The organism is Rhodococcus sp. BE178 (assembly GCF_050433545.1).
In the GTDB taxonomy this organism is placed as follows: domain Bacteria; phylum Actinomycetota; class Actinomycetes; order Mycobacteriales; family Mycobacteriaceae; genus Prescottella.
Genome location: NZ_JBNPXA010000005.1, coordinates 137,580 through 151,968 on the forward strand (window position 1 = coordinate 137,580; position 14,389 = coordinate 151,968).

The following is a 14,389-nucleotide window of genomic DNA, read 5'->3' on the forward strand; positions in this document are numbered from 1 at the left end:
CGGGGCCACCCACGGGACGGCCGGGCTGCTGCCCGGCCGGTCGTCCACTCTGCTGCGGGCCGTTCGGACGCCGCGGTCCGGTAGGTCGACCCTGGGGGTTGTTGGGGGAACTCACGTACGAATCTCCAGTAATCGGGTGACTGTGGGCAGTCCTCGGTTGCGTCGGTCGGTGGGCACAGCTGTCGGCTTCCTACGCTGTCGGTTCACTACTACTCACTGGCGGTGCGGCGGCGCGGTGAGGACGTCCTCCTCGGCCGCTTCGGTGCCGGTACCGCACCGAGAACGTAGGACTGGACCAAGTGGTTCCAGCTGCATGTGCGGCACACCTCGACCACATGGACCGAGAATTCCTCCTCAGTCGCGGCCAGACGAACCAGTTCCTCGGGTGTCCGCGCCGAGCCCGACACCGGGCCCAGTTTGTCGCCGAACACCCAAGATACGAGGGTCAACTCTTCCTTGCGACAGATCGGGCACATCACCGAACTGCTGCGGCCGTGGAACTTGGCCGCGCGCAGCAGGTAGGGGCTCGCATCGCAGACTTCGGTCACGCCGGTCCGCCCCGAGTAGACCTCGGCGAGCAGGGACCGGCGCTGCAGCGCGTAGTCCACGACCTGCCGCTGTATCCGCACGGAGACCAGAGTACGTGCGTCGCCCGTCGGCGGGGTGTGCCGGGAGGCGCCGCACGTGGGGACGAACACAAGGTCTTGACATGCGACGGTACCGCCGGAAACGGGTGGTGCCGGGCGACCGCCCGAGCGGTTTCCTAAGATCACGACCGTGTCCGGGCAGGCTTCCTCCAGTACTCGTGCGCGCGATATCGATCGCGCGCAGACCTGCGGAGTGCTCGACGCCGGATACAGCGAGGGCCAGCTCGACACGACCGAGTACGACGCCCGCACCGCCGCCGCGATGAAGGCCAAGACGCTCGGTGAACTCGACGCGCTGGTGTCCGACCTGCAGATTCCCGCGCACCTCGTCGAGACCGCACTCCGGACCGCCCCCGCACCCCGGCGATTACGGCGCGGGCCGGTGATCGCCGCGGCCATCGCGGCCGTCGCCGTCGTGATCGGGACCGTGTTCTTCGTCGCACGCGACGACGAGGCCGCGCAGACGGCCGCCGTGCCGGAGGTCGTTGCCGCTGCCGAGGAACCCGCGCCGCTGCCGGCACCGATTCCGGGCGAGCCCGACGCGATCGTGATCGAGCCGATCGACACGACCACCGTCGAGGGGATCCGGGCTTTCATCGACCGGTACCGCGCCAAGTTCAAGGACACACTGGTCGATCGCGCCATCTTCTACCCCGAGCGGGTGTCGGTGGAGCGCGCGGTCGACGGGGCACCGCACCTGTACCAGCGGTACGACTTCATGAACGGGTTCAAGCCGTCGATGACCCCGAGTGGGCGAGGCCCCGACACACAAGCGATCGACCTGGCCGACGTCGATCTCGACCGGCTGGCGGCCAACCTCGCCACGGCCCCGGATCGGGTACAGCTCTCGACCGGCCGGATCGGCGACATCGACGTCCGCACCACCGGCGGCGAGGTCGAGGTGGCGATCAGCGTCGAGAGCCCTGACAAGCGATCCGGCAGCGTGTACACGACACTCGGCGGCGACGAGATCGACGTCCGAACTGCGGACAGGTGACGATGACGCCGACCGAACGCCGAAACCTCGCGACCTCCCTGCGCCTACGCGCCCGTGACAGTGACCGCGACGGTGTGTGCGAGGTGCTCGACGCGGCGCGCAACACCGGCCAGTTGTCCGAGGACGAACACCGCGCCCGCCTGGAATCCGCAGCGACGGCACGCACGCTGGGCGATCTGGACCGCCTCGTTCGGGACCTGCAGGTTCCGCGGGAGCTGTCGAACGCGGTTCCCGCCCCACCGCGGGACCGGAGCATGCGGTGGATCGCCGCTCTCGGTATCGCGGCCGTGCTCACGGTGGGCGGGGCCGTGGTCCTGGCGCAGTCGGGCGAAGACGCGCCTTCCGCCGCCCCGGGCGTCGCCGCCGTCGATGCGGAATCGGCCGACCTGTTGACGCTCACCGAGATGAACCGCCTGTTCGACACCCTCGAGCAGAAGCTCGGCGGCCTGGAGGTCGACGAGCTGCGCGTGTACCCCGAGCGTGCCGACATCGTTCGCCCCGTCCCGGGAAAGCCTGGCCGGAGCGAGAGGTACAGCTACGAGATCGAATCCGGGAGTCCCACCTTCGACGGTCCCGACGACGGTGGAACCCGCACACCCACCGTTCCGGTGGACCTCGCGGAACTTCGGCCGAACCTGCCCAAGCTGATCGGCTTGGTCCGCGGGATCGAGCAGAGCGTCGCAGTGCCGAACCCGGACTCGGTCTATCTGTCGATCGACCGCGACCGCTCCGTCGACATACCGGCCGTCGAGATCCTGGCGTCCAATCAGGACATCGCTGCCAACGGGTGGCTGACCATCGGATTCGACGGCGAGATTCTGGAAGTCCGTAGAGCCGACCAGTAGGCACTTCGTGCTCGATCTTCTCCACCCGTGTAGTTCGTCGGTTCGGACGTGGTTGCACAACAGTCCGAACGGTTTCCTAGGATCACGGACGTGTCCGCCCCCGTCTCCGCCAAAGCCCGCGCGCGCGACATCGATCGCGCCCAGACATGTGGACTCCTGGACGCCGGATACAGCGAGGGGCAACTCGATCCGACCGAGTATCAGACCCGGACCGCGCAGGCCATGAAGGCCAAGACGCTCGGGGAACTCGCCTCTCTCGTCGAGGACCTGCAGATTCCCGAGCATCTCGTCGAAGCCGCACGGGAGGCCACGCCGGCACCTCGCAGACGTGTCCCGGGTCGCGCTGTGGCCGCGATCGTGGTTGCGGTCGTGGCGATCTGCGGAACGGTGATGTACACGAATCGAGGCGACGCCGCGGCGCCCGAGGCGGTCGTCGCGGCCGAACCGGCCCCTGTCGCGCCCGGCGAGCCGCAGCCGATCGTGGTCGAGCCGCTCGATCCTCGCTCACCCGAGGGGATCCGCGACTTCCTGCGCCAGTACGAGCTGAAGTTCGGTGATCTGCAGGTGGACGACGTGATCTTCTACCCGACCTACGTGTTCTTCACCCGGATGTTGGACGGCCAACCGCATCGCGCACAGGACTGGAGCTTCCGCGGCGGGTTCTCGACGGTGCGGGAGCCCGATTCGCGACCCCTGGACACCACCACGGTCGACCTCGCGGCCCTCGACGTCGACCGACTCGCCGAGGTTCTCGCGACAGGACCGGGCCGTGTCGGGATGCCGGCGGCCCAGGTCGAGCACATCTTCGTGCGACCGGATTCGACGGCGGGGGAGGGCCTGGTCAGCTACCTGTTCGAGGACCGCGAGGAACAAACGGGAATGGTGGACACGCGGATGGACGGCACCGTCGTCGACGTCTCGCCGGCCCAGGGGCGATGAGCATGCCGAACCGCCGCACCCCGGACAACCTCGATCGACTCGTCCGAGACCTGCAGGCGCCGCCGGCGCCGAGCGACACCGTCGCGCCGTCGCCACAGCCGCAGAGCACTCGCTGGATCGTCGCGCTCGCGGCGGCCGTCGTCGTGGTGTGCGGCATCGTCGTGGTCACCTCGAATCGGGATCATGCCGGTCCGGCCGGCCCCACGGTGGGCACCGAGCTGATCACCGCGGCGGGGCTCGGGCAGATGCTCGACGACATCGACCGGCAACTGGGCGACTCGGAGGTCGACAGCCTGACGATCTACCCCGACTACGCGTCGATCTCGCGCCCGGTACCCGGTGCGCCCGGTAGCGAGCAGTCGTATCGGTACGAGGACGGACAGCTGACGGACAACGGAAGGTCACCCGGCCGCACCGAGGGCGTACCCGTCGACCTCACCGAGCTCCGCCCGAACGTCCCCCAGCTGATCGGGCTCGTCTACGGCGCCGACCGCACCCTCGGCGTGGCCGACCCGACCCGGGTCTATCTGATCGCGCAGCGCGACGACGACAACGGGCCGGTCGTGAGTATCCACCTGTGGAACGAGACCACGGGCGCGCAGGGCTTCCTGACGGTCGGCTTCGACGGCGCCGTCCGCGAGGTCTACCGAGCCGACCAGTAGGTCTTCCACCTGCTGTTTTCGCTCAACTGTGTGCCCGTATATATCGGTGCGATATAGTTGGCAATCGCATCTGTCGGTTATGTTCGGGACACTCAGGGGGTGTGATCTTGCTCGAGCTCGCAATTCTCGGGCTGCTCCTCGAGTCACCCATGCACGGATACGAGCTGCGTAAGCGGCTGACCGGCCTGCTCGGTGCGTTCCGCGCCTTCTCCTACGGCTCGCTCTACCCGACCCTTCGGCGCATGCAGGCCGACGGGTTGATCGCCGAGGACGCCGGCGCGGACGGCACCGTCAAGCGCCGGGCGCGCCGCGTGTACGAGCTCACCCCCGCCGGTCGGAAGCGTTTCTCCGAGCTGGTGGCGGACACAGGGCCCCAGAACTACACCGACGACGGGTTCGGCGTGCACCTTGCCTTCTTCAGCCGCACCCCCGCCGAGGCGCGGATGCGAATTCTGGAAGGCAGGCGACGTCAGGTCGAGGAGCGCCGTGAGGGTCTCCGGGACGCCGTCGGGCGGGCCACCGGGTCACTCGACCGCTACACCCGCCAGCTCCATCAGCTCGGTCTCGAGTCGAGCGAACGGGAAGTGCGGTGGCTGAACGAGCTGATCGCCGCCGAACAATCATCAACAGCAACAGCACCCAAGAAAAACGAAGGAGAACCCGACCATGGGTGAGAACAGCACCGCGGTGCGCGTAGCCATTGTGGGCGTGGGTAACTGTGCCTCGTCCCTGGTCCAGGGCGTGCAGTACTACAAGGACGCGGACGAGAACTCCACCGTCCCCGGCCTGATGCACGTCAAGTTCGGCCAGTACCACGTGCGCGACGTCCAGTTCGTCGCCGCCTTCGACGTCGACGCCAAGAAGGTCGGGTTCGACCTGTCCGAGGCGATCAACGCCAGCGAGAACAACACCATCAAGATCGCCGACGTCCCGCCGCTGGACGTCCCCGTCCTGCGTGGCCCGACGCTCGACGGCATCGGCAAGTACTACGCGCAGACCATCGAGGTCTCCGACGCCGAGCCCGTCGACGTCGTCGCCGCGCTCAAGGCTGCCAAGGTCGACGTCCTCGTGTCCTACCTGCCGGTGGGCTCGGAAGAGGCCGACAAGTTCTACGCGCAGTGCTGCATCGACGCCGGTGTCGCGTTCGTCAACGCGCTGCCCGTCTTCATCGCCTCCGACCCGGAGTGGGCCGAGAAGTTCCGCGCGGCCGGTGTCCCGATCGTCGGCGACGACATCAAGAGCCAGGTCGGCGCCACCATCACCCACCGCGTGATGGCGAAGCTGTTCGAGGACCGCGGCGTGGTGCTGGACCGCACGTACCAGCTCAATGTCGGCGGCAACATGGACTTCAAGAACATGCTCGAGCGTGAGCGTCTGGAGTCCAAGAAGGTCTCCAAGACCCAGGCCGTGACGTCGAACCTGACCGGCTCGCTCGCCGGCAAGGTCCACGACCGCAACGTCCACATCGGTCCCTCGGACTACGTGGAGTGGCTCGACGACCGCAAGTGGGCGTACGTCCGCCTCGAGGGTCGCGCCTTCGGTGACGCCCCGCTGAACCTGGAGTACAAGCTCGAGGTCTGGGACTCCCCGAACTCGGCCGGCATCATCATCGACGCCATCCGTGCCGCGAAGATCGCCAAGGACCGCGGCCTCGGTGGCCCGATCCTGCCGGCCTCGGCATACCTGATGAAGTCCCCGCCGGTCCAGATGGCCGACGACAAGGCTCGCACCGAGCTCGAGGCCTTCATCATCGGCGCCGAGTAGAACCAGCCGTACAACGCACCTGTGGCGGTGGGCGAGTCTCCGGACTCATCCACCGCCACAGGTGTTTTCGAGCCGGTTTTCGGTGCAGCCGGAGATAATCGGTGGCCGGCACGGATCGCCGGTGTTACCTTCGTCGGCACGGGCACACTGAATTCCTAGATCGGGACGCCGCGTCGAGCATGCTCCACGGCGAGCCCTGGGCGCACACAACCCCGTTCGGACCGGTCGGTCGTGCGAGGGCACATTCCTCTCGATCACCCGGACCTGTTCCGGGGGCAAGGACCTCACCCCCGGATACGTGGAGGATGCGGCCGCGGAACTGCTCTCGCTGGGCCTGTTCCGGCCCGACGATCTGCATCGACCGCTGGCGGATCTGTCGTTCGGCCGGCGCCGACGCCTCGAGGTCGCGCTGCTGGTCACCAGCGGCGCCGACCTGATGCTGGTGGACGAGCCCACCAATCACCTGTCGCCGGCGCTGGTCGAGGAGTTGGAGGAGGCGCTCGACGCGTTCGCGGGCACCGTCGTCCTGGTGACCCATGACAGGCGGATGCGTCGACGATTCCGCGGCGACCACCTCGCGCTGTGACCCGACTACCGGATCAGCGGGCCGGTCACCACGTCGGGTGGACGCCGTTGCTCCGCAGCCAGACCTGCGGATCGACCTGCCGACCGCTGGGATCCCAGACCTCGAAGTGCAGGTGAGGACCCGTCGACTGACCGCGGTTGCCGACCGTGGCGATCTGCTGGCCCGCGGTGACGCTCTGGCCGACGCTGACGAGGTAGGTGTCGACATGGCCGTACACCGTGATGGTGCCGTCGTTGTGCTGCACGCGCACCCACTGCCCGAACCCGGAGGCCGGGCCGGCCGAGATCACGGATCCGGCGGCGGCCGAGTAGATCGGTGTGCCGATGCTCGCACCGATGTCGATGCCGTCGTGGTGGCTGCCACCGCGCGGGCCGTAGCTCGATGTCAGGGTGCCGGAAACAGGCTGTACCACAGCGGAACTCGAGCCCACACTGTGGACGAATCCGGCGGTCTGGGCCGCGGGGGCCGCGGAGGCGGTGGCGGCGCCGAGCTGCGCCCCTCCGACGAGGAGGGTCCCGGCGATGGCCACGAATGCCGCCGTCTTGCGCGACCGGCGGCCGGCGGCGGACTCGGAGGGGTTGATCTTGCGAACGAAACGGTGCGATGGCTGGTGGTGCTTGCCCACGGGTATTACCTCATTTGTGTCTTGCCCATCGGCCCGAGGGGGGTGCTCCCATGGGGCCCGTCACAAAAGGGTAACGAAGCTATATCAATCCGTCGAGCGTTATCGAATATTTATCTTGACGAGTTATAAACCGACCGGTTTCGCGATCCGTGCAGGTCAGGCCGGATTCCGCTGTCCGCGCCGACCTACGCCATCCTCGACACCACCGACAGCGGCAGCACCTTCATCGCCATCGACACCGGCAACCACGGCCACGCCGGGACGTAGGCCTTGTTCGGTTCCTTCTCGATCGCCGCGGCCAGCGCGCGGCAACCGGTCTCGGTGTCGACTATGAACGGCACCTTCTTCACCTTCTCGTTGATCTCGGAGCGGATGAAGCCGGGGAAGATGGTGCTGACGTCGATGCCGGTCTTCGCCAGATCCGCCCGCATGCCCTCGCCGAGCGCCGCGACCCCCGCCTTCGACGCCGCGTAGGTGGTGAGGTTGCGCGGCATGCCGCGCATCGCGCTCACCGACGAGATCAGCACCACGTGGCCGGCGTTCCGCGGCCGGAACAGTTCGAGCGCCGCCTCGCTCTGCGCGAGGGCGCCGAGGAAGTTGGTGCGCGCCGTCGCGGCGTTGGCGCGGAAGTAGCCGGTGCCCAACGGTTGCCCCTTGCCGAGACCGGCGTTGACGATCACCCGGTCCAGGCCGCCGAGTTCCTCGTCGAACTCCCGGAACACGCTGAACACCTGGTCGTGGACGTCGACGTCGAGCCCCCGGATCGCGACGGTGATGTCCGGGTTCGCGGCGAGGAGTTCGTCGCGCAGTTCCTCGAGCCGCTCGGTGCGCCGGGCGGCGAGCGCGAGGTTGCGTCCACGTGCGGCGAATTCGCGGGCCATGCCGCGGCCGAGGCCCGAGCTGGCACCTGTGATGAGAATGTTCCTGCGTGGCGCGCGGCTGCCCACTACTTGCCCTCCGTCATCGCGTCGATCAGTTCGTTGCAGCGAGTGTCCAGGTAGCCCACCGCGATCCAGAAGTGCTCGAACGCCGGGTTGGCCAGTACGCCAGGCTCGAGCCGAGGTCCATCAGCGGATCGCCGATCGTGGCGAGTTCCCAGTCCAGGACGGCGCGGGGCCGCAGGTCGTCGCCGAGCACGACGTTGTCGAGCCGGAAGTCGCCGTGGATCACCCGCGAGGCGACGTCGGCCGGCCGGTTGTCGTCGAGCCACTTCGCAACCCGCGCGAAGTCGGGCACGTTGTCGGTGCGGGCGGCGGCGTAACGCTTGGTCCAACCGGCCACCTGGCGGGCGACGTACCCCGTGCCGCGACCGAACTCCTCCAGGCCCGCAGACGTCGGGTCCACGCCGTGCAGTTCGATCAGCAGGTCGATCACCCGCAGGCACAGCTCACGCGTGTTCTTCGGGGTGAGCCCCAGTTCGGCCGGGGGAGCGGAACGCAGGATGGCGCCCTCGACGCGTTCCATGACGTAGAAGTCGCTGCCGAGCACCGACGGGTCGGTGCACAGGCCCACCATCGCCGGCACGTGCGGGTACACGGGCGCGAGCAGCGACTGGATGCGGTACTCACGGACCATGTCGTGCCCGGACGACGGCTTCGCGCCGGCCGGCGGACGGCGCAGCACCAGGTCGCGGTCCGGGTAGCGCAGCAGGTACGTCAGGTTGGACGCCCCGCCCGCGAACTGGCGCACCTCGGGCATGCCTTCGAGTTCAGCGGAGCCGTTGTCCCGCAACCACTGTGCGACGGCGACGACATCGAAGGCATCCTCGTCGCGAACTGTGCGCGCGTTGTCCGGCAGCGCCGGTGTCTTCGGGCTCACTGGTACTTCCCCAACTCGAAGCGGGCGACCAGACCCTGGTGAACCTCGTCGGGGCCGTCGGCGAGGCGCAGTGCACGCGCCGCCGTCCAAGCACCGGCGAGCGGGAAGTCCTCGGAAAGCCCTCCGCCGCCGTGGATCTGGATTGCGAAGTCGATCACCTGCTGCACCACGCGGGGGGTGGCGACCTTGATCTCGGAGACGGCGGACCGCGCGCCGAACAGGCCCTGCGTGTCGAGCAGCCAGGCGGTGTTGAGCACCAGCAGCCGCAACTGGTTGATCGCGATGCGGGCGTCGGCGATGCGCTCGCGGTTGCCGCCGAGGTTGACCAGCGGCTTGCCGAAGGCGACGCGTTCGGTGCCGCGGCGGATCGCGAGTTCGAGCGCGGCCTCGGCCAGGCCGATCAGGCGCATGCAGTGGTGCACGCGGCCCGGCCCGAGCCGGCCCTGCGCGATCTCGAATCCCCTTCCGGGCCCGGCGATGACTGCGTCCAACGGCAGCCGGACGTCGGTGAACGACACCTCGCCGTGCCCACCGGGTTCGTCGTAGAAGCCCATCGTCGAGAGCATCCGCTCGACCTTCACACCGGGGGTGTCCATCGGCACCAGCACCATCGAATGCCGTTGATGCTTGGGCGCTTCCGGGTCGGTCAGGCCCATGAAGATGAGGATCTTGCAATCGGGGCTGCCGATCCCGGTGCTCCACCACTTGCGGCCGCCCAGCACCACCTCGTCGCCGTCGACGACGGCGGTCGCGGCCATGTTGGTGGCGTCGGACGACGCGACGTCGGGCTCGGTCATGCAGAACGCGGACCGAATCTCACCGTCCAGCAGCGGCGTCAGCCAGCGCTCCTTCTGCTCGGCGCTGCCGTAGTGGTACAGCACCTCCATGTTGCCGGTGTCGGGGGCGTCGCAGTTGAAGATCGCGGAGACGAACGGCGAGCGTCCCATCTCCTCGGCGAGCGGGGCGTACTCGACATTGGTCAGGCCGGCGCCGAGTTCGGCGTCGGGCAGGAAGAGGTTCCACAGGCCCTGCGCGCGGGCCTCGGCCTGCAGCGCGCGGAACTCGTCGGACACCTGCCACATCGCGACACCAGGAACGTCGGCGCGCTGCGCGAACGGTGCCACCCGCTCGGCCCGCAGTCGCGCCTCGACGGGCGCGACCTCGGTCGCGATGAACGCCCGCAGTCGATCGAGGTACTCCTTCGACCGCGCGCTTTGTGCGAAATCCATGCCAGCCTCCGTGCCGTCGACTAACTGAGCATTGCTCAGTTAACCTAAACGTAGACTTGCCCCGCAATCAAGATCCTGGACGGTGTCATCTCGTGTCGACCGAAACTGCGGCCCCCCGGCGGCGGCTCCCACCGGAGGAGCGCAAGCGGCAACTCGTCGCGATCGGCCTGCAGGAACTCGCGGCCCGGCCCATCCATGCGCTGTCGATCGACCTGGTGGCCGAGAAGGCCGGCATCTCCCGCGGCCTGCTGTTCCGATACTTCCCGACCAAGCAGGACTACTACGTCGCCGTCGTCGGCGCGGCCGCCCGGCGCCTGCTGCGCGCCGCGAAGGCAGACCCCGACGACGCGTCCGGTGAACCGCTGAGGGCCGTCGTGCACGCGTTCGTCTCGTTCATCGACCGGCACGGCGCGAACTACCAGTCCTTCTTCCACGGCGGCTTCGGCGCCGACCCGCAGATCCAGGAGATCCGCGAACACATGAAGGACACCATGGTCGAGCGCACCCTCGAGGCCACCGACACACAGCCGTCCCCCGAGGCACGGATGCTCCTGCGCGGATGGTGGTCGATGGTCGAGAGCCTCGCCATCGACCGCACGATCGAGCCGGTCTTCACCGTCGACGGCGTCGTCGACCACGCGCTCGCGGCGCTGCCGATGCCGCACGGGCACCCCGCCGCGTAGGAATCGGACCGGCCGCAGACATGACTTCCGTGCCCGCGCCAATTTTGTACACAACCCTCGAAAAGGTACAGAAAGGTACAGATTGGCGCGAGGCCGAAAGGTTTGTTCCTAGCGGACCACGAGATCGGTGTCGGTGGCGCTGAGGCTGATCGGCGCGATCTGCTTGCCGCGCATCCAGTCCCGGACGAAGGCGTCCAGGGCGGGGTCGGAGGCCCGGGCGTCGAACGCGGACTGCGGGATCTCGATCGCGCCGACCAGGTGCCGCGGCTGCGCATCCAGTCCGGCACCGCGCGGTGCGAAGCGGAGCCCGTCCGCGGTATGGACGACGACGGGGATGGTCGTGCCGTCCGGCGCGGTCACCGTGGCCGCGCGGGTGGTGGCGACGGGATCGAAGTGGTCGATCGAGATCCGGTAGCCGGACGGGCCGGCATGCAGGCCCACCTGGTCGAGCAGGCGTGGGTCCAGGATCGAGTACGGCAGCACGCTGTCCACCAGCACCTGGCCGTCCACCCACGCGTCGCGGGAGGGCAGTGACGTGGACAGGTTCCACGGCGCGGGCGGGGCCAGCGTGTCCGATGACCGGTCGAACGGCGAGTTCTCCAGCGGCGCACCGGGCAGGTCCGCTCCGGTTGCGGTGAAATTCCATGACGGCGCGTTCAGGTGCTTGTGCCAGAAGCCGGCGACGCCACCCGACCGACCGGCCACCCGCAGCTCGCGGGCGTCGGGCCCGACGCCGGTGGAGTGCACGCTGATCGCCGAGGTGATCTCGCCGGGAATCTTGGGCTGACGCTTCCAGTCCTGCGCGGGCAGCTGGATCGCGGCGTACCCCTTGAACCACGACTCGAACGCCGAGTTCGGCGCGGTCGGCTTGCCCGTCTGGTCGTCCCAGCTGTAGCGGAAGAAGATGGAGTCCGAGCCGGTCGCGTCGGGATCGAAGTTCCGCGTGTACATGTCGCCGTACTTGTTCACCACGAACGTCGTCGACGCCGAGGACGACAGCGCAACGGACCGGAACCGGCCGCCCAGCGGGCCGCCGATCTCGTAGCTGTCGTCGATCGGCAGCCACGGGTCGGCGTACGTGATGCGACTGCCGTCGCCCGTCAGCGAGGGCACCATCGTCATCTTCGCCAGCCCGTAGTAGTGCAGGCGGCCGGCGGCGTCCGCGTACGTCTGGTTGTCCCACGGAGAGGCGACGCTCAGCGCCCACTGTCCGGGCGCCCCGCCGAGAAGGCGCTTGCCGCCGCCGGTCCAGATCGGGGCGCCGAACGCCGACGTCCAGTTCCAGGTCAACGGCGTCTGGGATGCGTTGTCCATGGTGTAGATCCAGCCGTCGGCGTCGATCGCGGCCAACTCGTCGTCGTCGGCGGAGATACCGACCAGCCTGCCCCGCAGGCACTCCGGCAACGGCGCGTACCGCCACGCCTCGGTGTTCGATCCGGTCCAGACGCGCGGACGGGTCAGCAGCGCGCCGTCCACCAGCGAGAAGTCCCAGAACTTGTTGAACTGCGTTGTCTGCGTGCGCAACTCGACCGACGATGGCGCGTGGTTGCCGGCGAACAACGGCAGGGTGTCGAGTCCCGCCCGCCAACCCGCCGAGGGCAGTCCCGGCGGCAACTGCGCGGTGCCGACGGGTACGCACGACGCGGGCCCGGACGCCGTCGCAGACGCCGTCGGCGCAGTGGACAACAGTCCGGTCATCACCGCCACGCACACGAGGGGTGCGGCGAGACGAGACGGGGAGCGCTTACTGCGGAGGACACGATCGATCACGTTCTCTGATATAGCAGCTGACCGACCGTTTGTTACATTTCATGTCGACCGTGTGACGCACGCCATTCACGGAGTCGCAAACTCGCCGGGTCAGCGCACCACCAGGTCACTCGCTGTCGCACTGAGAGTGATCGGTGCGATCTGCTTGCCGCGCATCCAGTCCCGGACGAAGGCATCCAGGGAGGGATCGGTGTCGCGGGCGTCGAACACGGTCTGCGGGATCTCGATCGCACCGACCAGGTGCCGCGGCTGATCGTCGAGCCCCGGTCCGCGTGCCTCGAACCGGAGACCGTCGGCGGTGTGCAGCAACACCGGGATCACCGCACCGTCGGGCGCCGTCACCGTGGCCTCGCGGGTGGTGGCAGCGGGATCGAAGTGCGACACCGCAATCCGGTACCCGGACGGTCCCGCCTGCTGGCCGACGGCGTCGAGCAGGCGCGGATCGACCAGCGTGTACGGCAGGCCGGCGTCGACGAGGAACTGCCCGTCGACGAGGGTGTCGCGGGCGGGGAGCGACGCCGACAGATTCCACGGCGCCGGGGGTGCGAGCGTTTCCGCCGACCGGTCGAACGGCGAGTTCTCCAGCGGCGTGCCGGGCAGGTCCGCGCCCGTCGCGGTGAACTCCCATGCCGGCGCGTCCAGATCCTTGTGCCAGAAGCCCGACGCGCCGCCGTCCTGCCGTCCCGCAACCCGCAACTCGCGGGCGCCGGGGCCGACGCCGGTGGAGTGCACGCTGATCGCCGACGTGATCTCGCCCGGAATCTTGGGCTGGCGCACCCAGTCCTGACCCGGCAATTGGATCGCGGCGGTGTCGCGGTCCAGCAACTCCGCGAACATGTTCGGTGCCGTGGGCTTGCCGGACTGGTCGTCCCAGCTGTAGCGGAAGAACACCGAGTCCGAACCGGACGCGTCGAAGTCGAAACTGCGGGTGTACATGTCGCCGTACTCGTTCACGACGAACGTCGTCGACCCGGCCGACGACAGGGCGATCGACCGGAACCGGCCGCCGAGCGGGCCGCCGATCTCGTAGCTCTGATCGTTCGGCAGCCACGGGTCGGCGTAGGTGATGCGGCTGCCGTCGCCGGTGAGCGCGGGCACCATCGTCATCTTGCCCAGCCCGACGTAGTGCACGCGGCCCGCGGCATCGGTGTAGGTCTGGTTGTCCCACGGCGACGAGACGCTGAGCGCCCACGTGCCCGGTTCGGTGCCCGGCAGCCGCTGGCCCGACCCGGTCCACAGCGGCGCACCGAAGGCCGAGGTCCAGTTCCAGAACAGCGGAGCCTGCGACACGTTGTCCATCGTGTAGATCCACCCGGCGTCGTCCACGGCGATCAACTCGTCGTCGTCCACCGAGATTCCGACCAGACGGTCCCGCAGACATTCGGGCAGCGGCGCGTACCGCCACGGCTCGGCGTCGGATCCGGCCCGCGGTCGCGTCAGCAACGCGGCGTCGACCAGGGCGAAGTCCCAGATCCGATTGAACTGTGTTGTCTGTGTGCGCAGCTCCACCGACGACGGCGCGTTGTCCCCGACGAACTCCGGGAGACGCTCGAGCCCGTCGCGCCCGCCCTGGGACGGCAACCCGGGTGGCAGCTGAGCGGTGCCGAACGGCACGCAGGCAGCCGGGCGCGTGGTCTCCGCGGCGGCCACCGGCGCCCACGCCAACAGCCCGGCAACTACCGCGACACCGGCCAACGGCGCGCGGAGACGGAAAACCTGGGAGGGGCGCGCGGGCTCAGTCACGGTAACGAGTACACCTTCCGAATCGTGATTCTTCAATCACGGATGCGACACGTATGCACCCGATCTTGACCTGCGTCACGC

General features: G+C 68.5%; 15 protein-coding genes. 8 read left to right on the top strand and 7 right to left on the bottom strand.

Annotation, left to right across the window (positions count from 1 at the left end):
- Positions 1 to 209: 209 nt before the first annotated feature.
- Positions 210 to 629 carry a DUF5318 domain-containing protein gene (locus J2X34_RS11755; protein WP_174914146.1) on the bottom strand — a complete coding sequence of 140 codons (420 nt, stop codon included), beginning with the start codon at positions 627 to 629 and terminating at the stop codon, positions 210 to 212.
- Between the two features lie 148 nt (positions 630 to 777).
- Between J2X34_RS11755 and J2X34_RS11760 the strand changes: the two genes are divergently transcribed.
- The 7 genes from J2X34_RS11760 (at position 778) to J2X34_RS11790 (ending at position 6,440) form a co-directional block, all read left to right on the top strand.
- Positions 778 to 1,644: a DUF1707 SHOCT-like domain-containing protein gene (locus J2X34_RS11760; RefSeq protein ID WP_429517353.1), complete on the top strand. Its 867-nt coding sequence runs from the start codon at positions 778 to 780 to the stop codon at positions 1,642 to 1,644.
- A gap of 2 nt (positions 1,645 to 1,646) precedes the next feature.
- The gene (locus J2X34_RS11765) at positions 1,647 to 2,489 is read left to right on the top strand and encodes a DUF1707 SHOCT-like domain-containing protein (protein ID WP_429517356.1); all 843 of its coding nucleotides are present in this window, start codon (positions 1,647 to 1,649) and stop codon (positions 2,487 to 2,489) included.
- 90 nt (positions 2,490 to 2,579) lie between these two features.
- Positions 2,580 to 3,428 carry a DUF1707 SHOCT-like domain-containing protein gene (locus tag J2X34_RS11770; protein WP_114720129.1) on the top strand — a complete coding sequence of 283 codons (849 nt, stop codon included), beginning with the start codon at positions 2,580 to 2,582 and terminating at the stop codon, positions 3,426 to 3,428.
- Positions 3,425 to 4,090, top strand: coding sequence for a DUF1707 domain-containing protein (locus J2X34_RS11775; RefSeq protein WP_254622688.1), 666 nt, complete (start codon positions 3,425 to 3,427; stop codon positions 4,088 to 4,090). Before J2X34_RS11770 ends, J2X34_RS11775 begins: the two co-directional genes overlap by 4 nt.
- A gap of 107 nt (positions 4,091 to 4,197) precedes the next feature.
- On the top strand, positions 4,198 to 4,764 hold the full coding sequence (locus tag J2X34_RS11780; protein WP_022598568.1) for a PadR family transcriptional regulator: 567 nt from the start codon (positions 4,198 to 4,200) through the stop codon (positions 4,762 to 4,764).
- On the top strand, positions 4,757 to 5,854 hold the full coding sequence (locus J2X34_RS11785; protein ID WP_114720131.1) for an inositol-3-phosphate synthase: 1,098 nt from the start codon (positions 4,757 to 4,759) through the stop codon (positions 5,852 to 5,854). Before J2X34_RS11780 ends, J2X34_RS11785 begins: the two co-directional genes overlap by 8 nt.
- 298 nt (positions 5,855 to 6,152) lie before the next feature.
- The gene (locus J2X34_RS11790) at positions 6,153 to 6,440 is read left to right on the top strand and encodes an AAA family ATPase (protein WP_429517359.1); all 288 of its coding nucleotides are present in this window, start codon (positions 6,153 to 6,155) and stop codon (positions 6,438 to 6,440) included.
- Between the two features lie 25 nt (positions 6,441 to 6,465).
- Here J2X34_RS11790 and J2X34_RS11795 read toward each other — a convergent pair whose 3' ends face one another.
- The 4 genes from J2X34_RS11795 to J2X34_RS11810 all read right to left on the bottom strand — a co-directional run bounded on the left by J2X34_RS11795 (position 6,466) and on the right by J2X34_RS11810 (position 10,112).
- Positions 6,466 to 7,065 (bottom strand): M23 family metallopeptidase, encoded by a 600-nt coding sequence (locus J2X34_RS11795; RefSeq protein WP_429517361.1) that lies wholly within the window; start codon positions 7,063 to 7,065, stop codon positions 6,466 to 6,468.
- Positions 7,066 to 7,250: 185 nt separating this feature from the next.
- Entirely contained in the window at positions 7,251 to 8,012 is a 762-nt protein-coding gene (locus J2X34_RS11800; protein ID WP_429517363.1) for an SDR family oxidoreductase, read from the bottom strand.
- Between the two features lie 25 nt (positions 8,013 to 8,037).
- Positions 8,038 to 8,883, bottom strand: coding sequence for a phosphotransferase family protein (locus tag J2X34_RS11805; RefSeq protein ID WP_429517365.1), 846 nt, complete (start codon positions 8,881 to 8,883; stop codon positions 8,038 to 8,040).
- On the bottom strand, positions 8,880 to 10,112 hold the full coding sequence (locus J2X34_RS11810) for an acyl-CoA dehydrogenase family protein (RefSeq protein ID WP_429517367.1): 1,233 nt from the start codon (positions 10,110 to 10,112) through the stop codon (positions 8,880 to 8,882). Before J2X34_RS11810 ends, J2X34_RS11805 begins: the two co-directional genes overlap by 4 nt.
- Positions 10,113 to 10,204: 92 nt before the next feature.
- On the opposite strand from J2X34_RS11810, the gene J2X34_RS11815 reads away from it, so the two are divergent.
- Entirely contained in the window at positions 10,205 to 10,795 is a 591-nt protein-coding gene (locus J2X34_RS11815) for a TetR/AcrR family transcriptional regulator (RefSeq protein WP_429517369.1), read from the top strand.
- Positions 10,796 to 10,903: 108 nt separating this feature from the next.
- On the opposite strand, the gene J2X34_RS11820 is transcribed toward J2X34_RS11815, so the two are convergent.
- Positions 10,904 to 12,493, bottom strand: coding sequence for a hypothetical protein (locus J2X34_RS11820; protein WP_114720444.1), 1,590 nt, complete (start codon positions 12,491 to 12,493; stop codon positions 10,904 to 10,906).
- 162 nt (positions 12,494 to 12,655) lie between these two features.
- Positions 12,656 to 14,308 (bottom strand): hypothetical protein, encoded by a 1,653-nt coding sequence (locus J2X34_RS11825; RefSeq protein ID WP_429517371.1) that lies wholly within the window; start codon positions 14,306 to 14,308, stop codon positions 12,656 to 12,658.
- Positions 14,309 to 14,389: the final 81 nt, after the last annotated feature.

Bases quoted from the DNA above. Each gene is read 5' to 3' on its own strand.
- J2X34_RS11785 (WP_114720131.1), top strand. From the start codon at position 4,757: ATGGGTGAGAACAGCACCGCGGTGCGCGTAGCCATTGTGGGCGTGGGT.
- J2X34_RS11765 (WP_429517356.1), top strand. From the start codon at position 1,647: ATGACGCCGACCGAACGCCGAAACCTCGCGACCTCCCTGCGCCTACGC.
- J2X34_RS11775 (WP_254622688.1), top strand. From the start codon at position 3,425: ATGAGCATGCCGAACCGCCGCACCCCGGACAACCTCGATCGACTCGTC.
- J2X34_RS11820 (WP_114720444.1), bottom strand. From the start codon at position 12,493: ATGACCGGACTGTTGTCCACTGCGCCGACGGCGTCTGCGACGGCGTCC.
- J2X34_RS11810 (WP_429517367.1), bottom strand. From the start codon at position 10,112: ATGGATTTCGCACAAAGCGCGCGGTCGAAGGAGTACCTCGATCGACTG.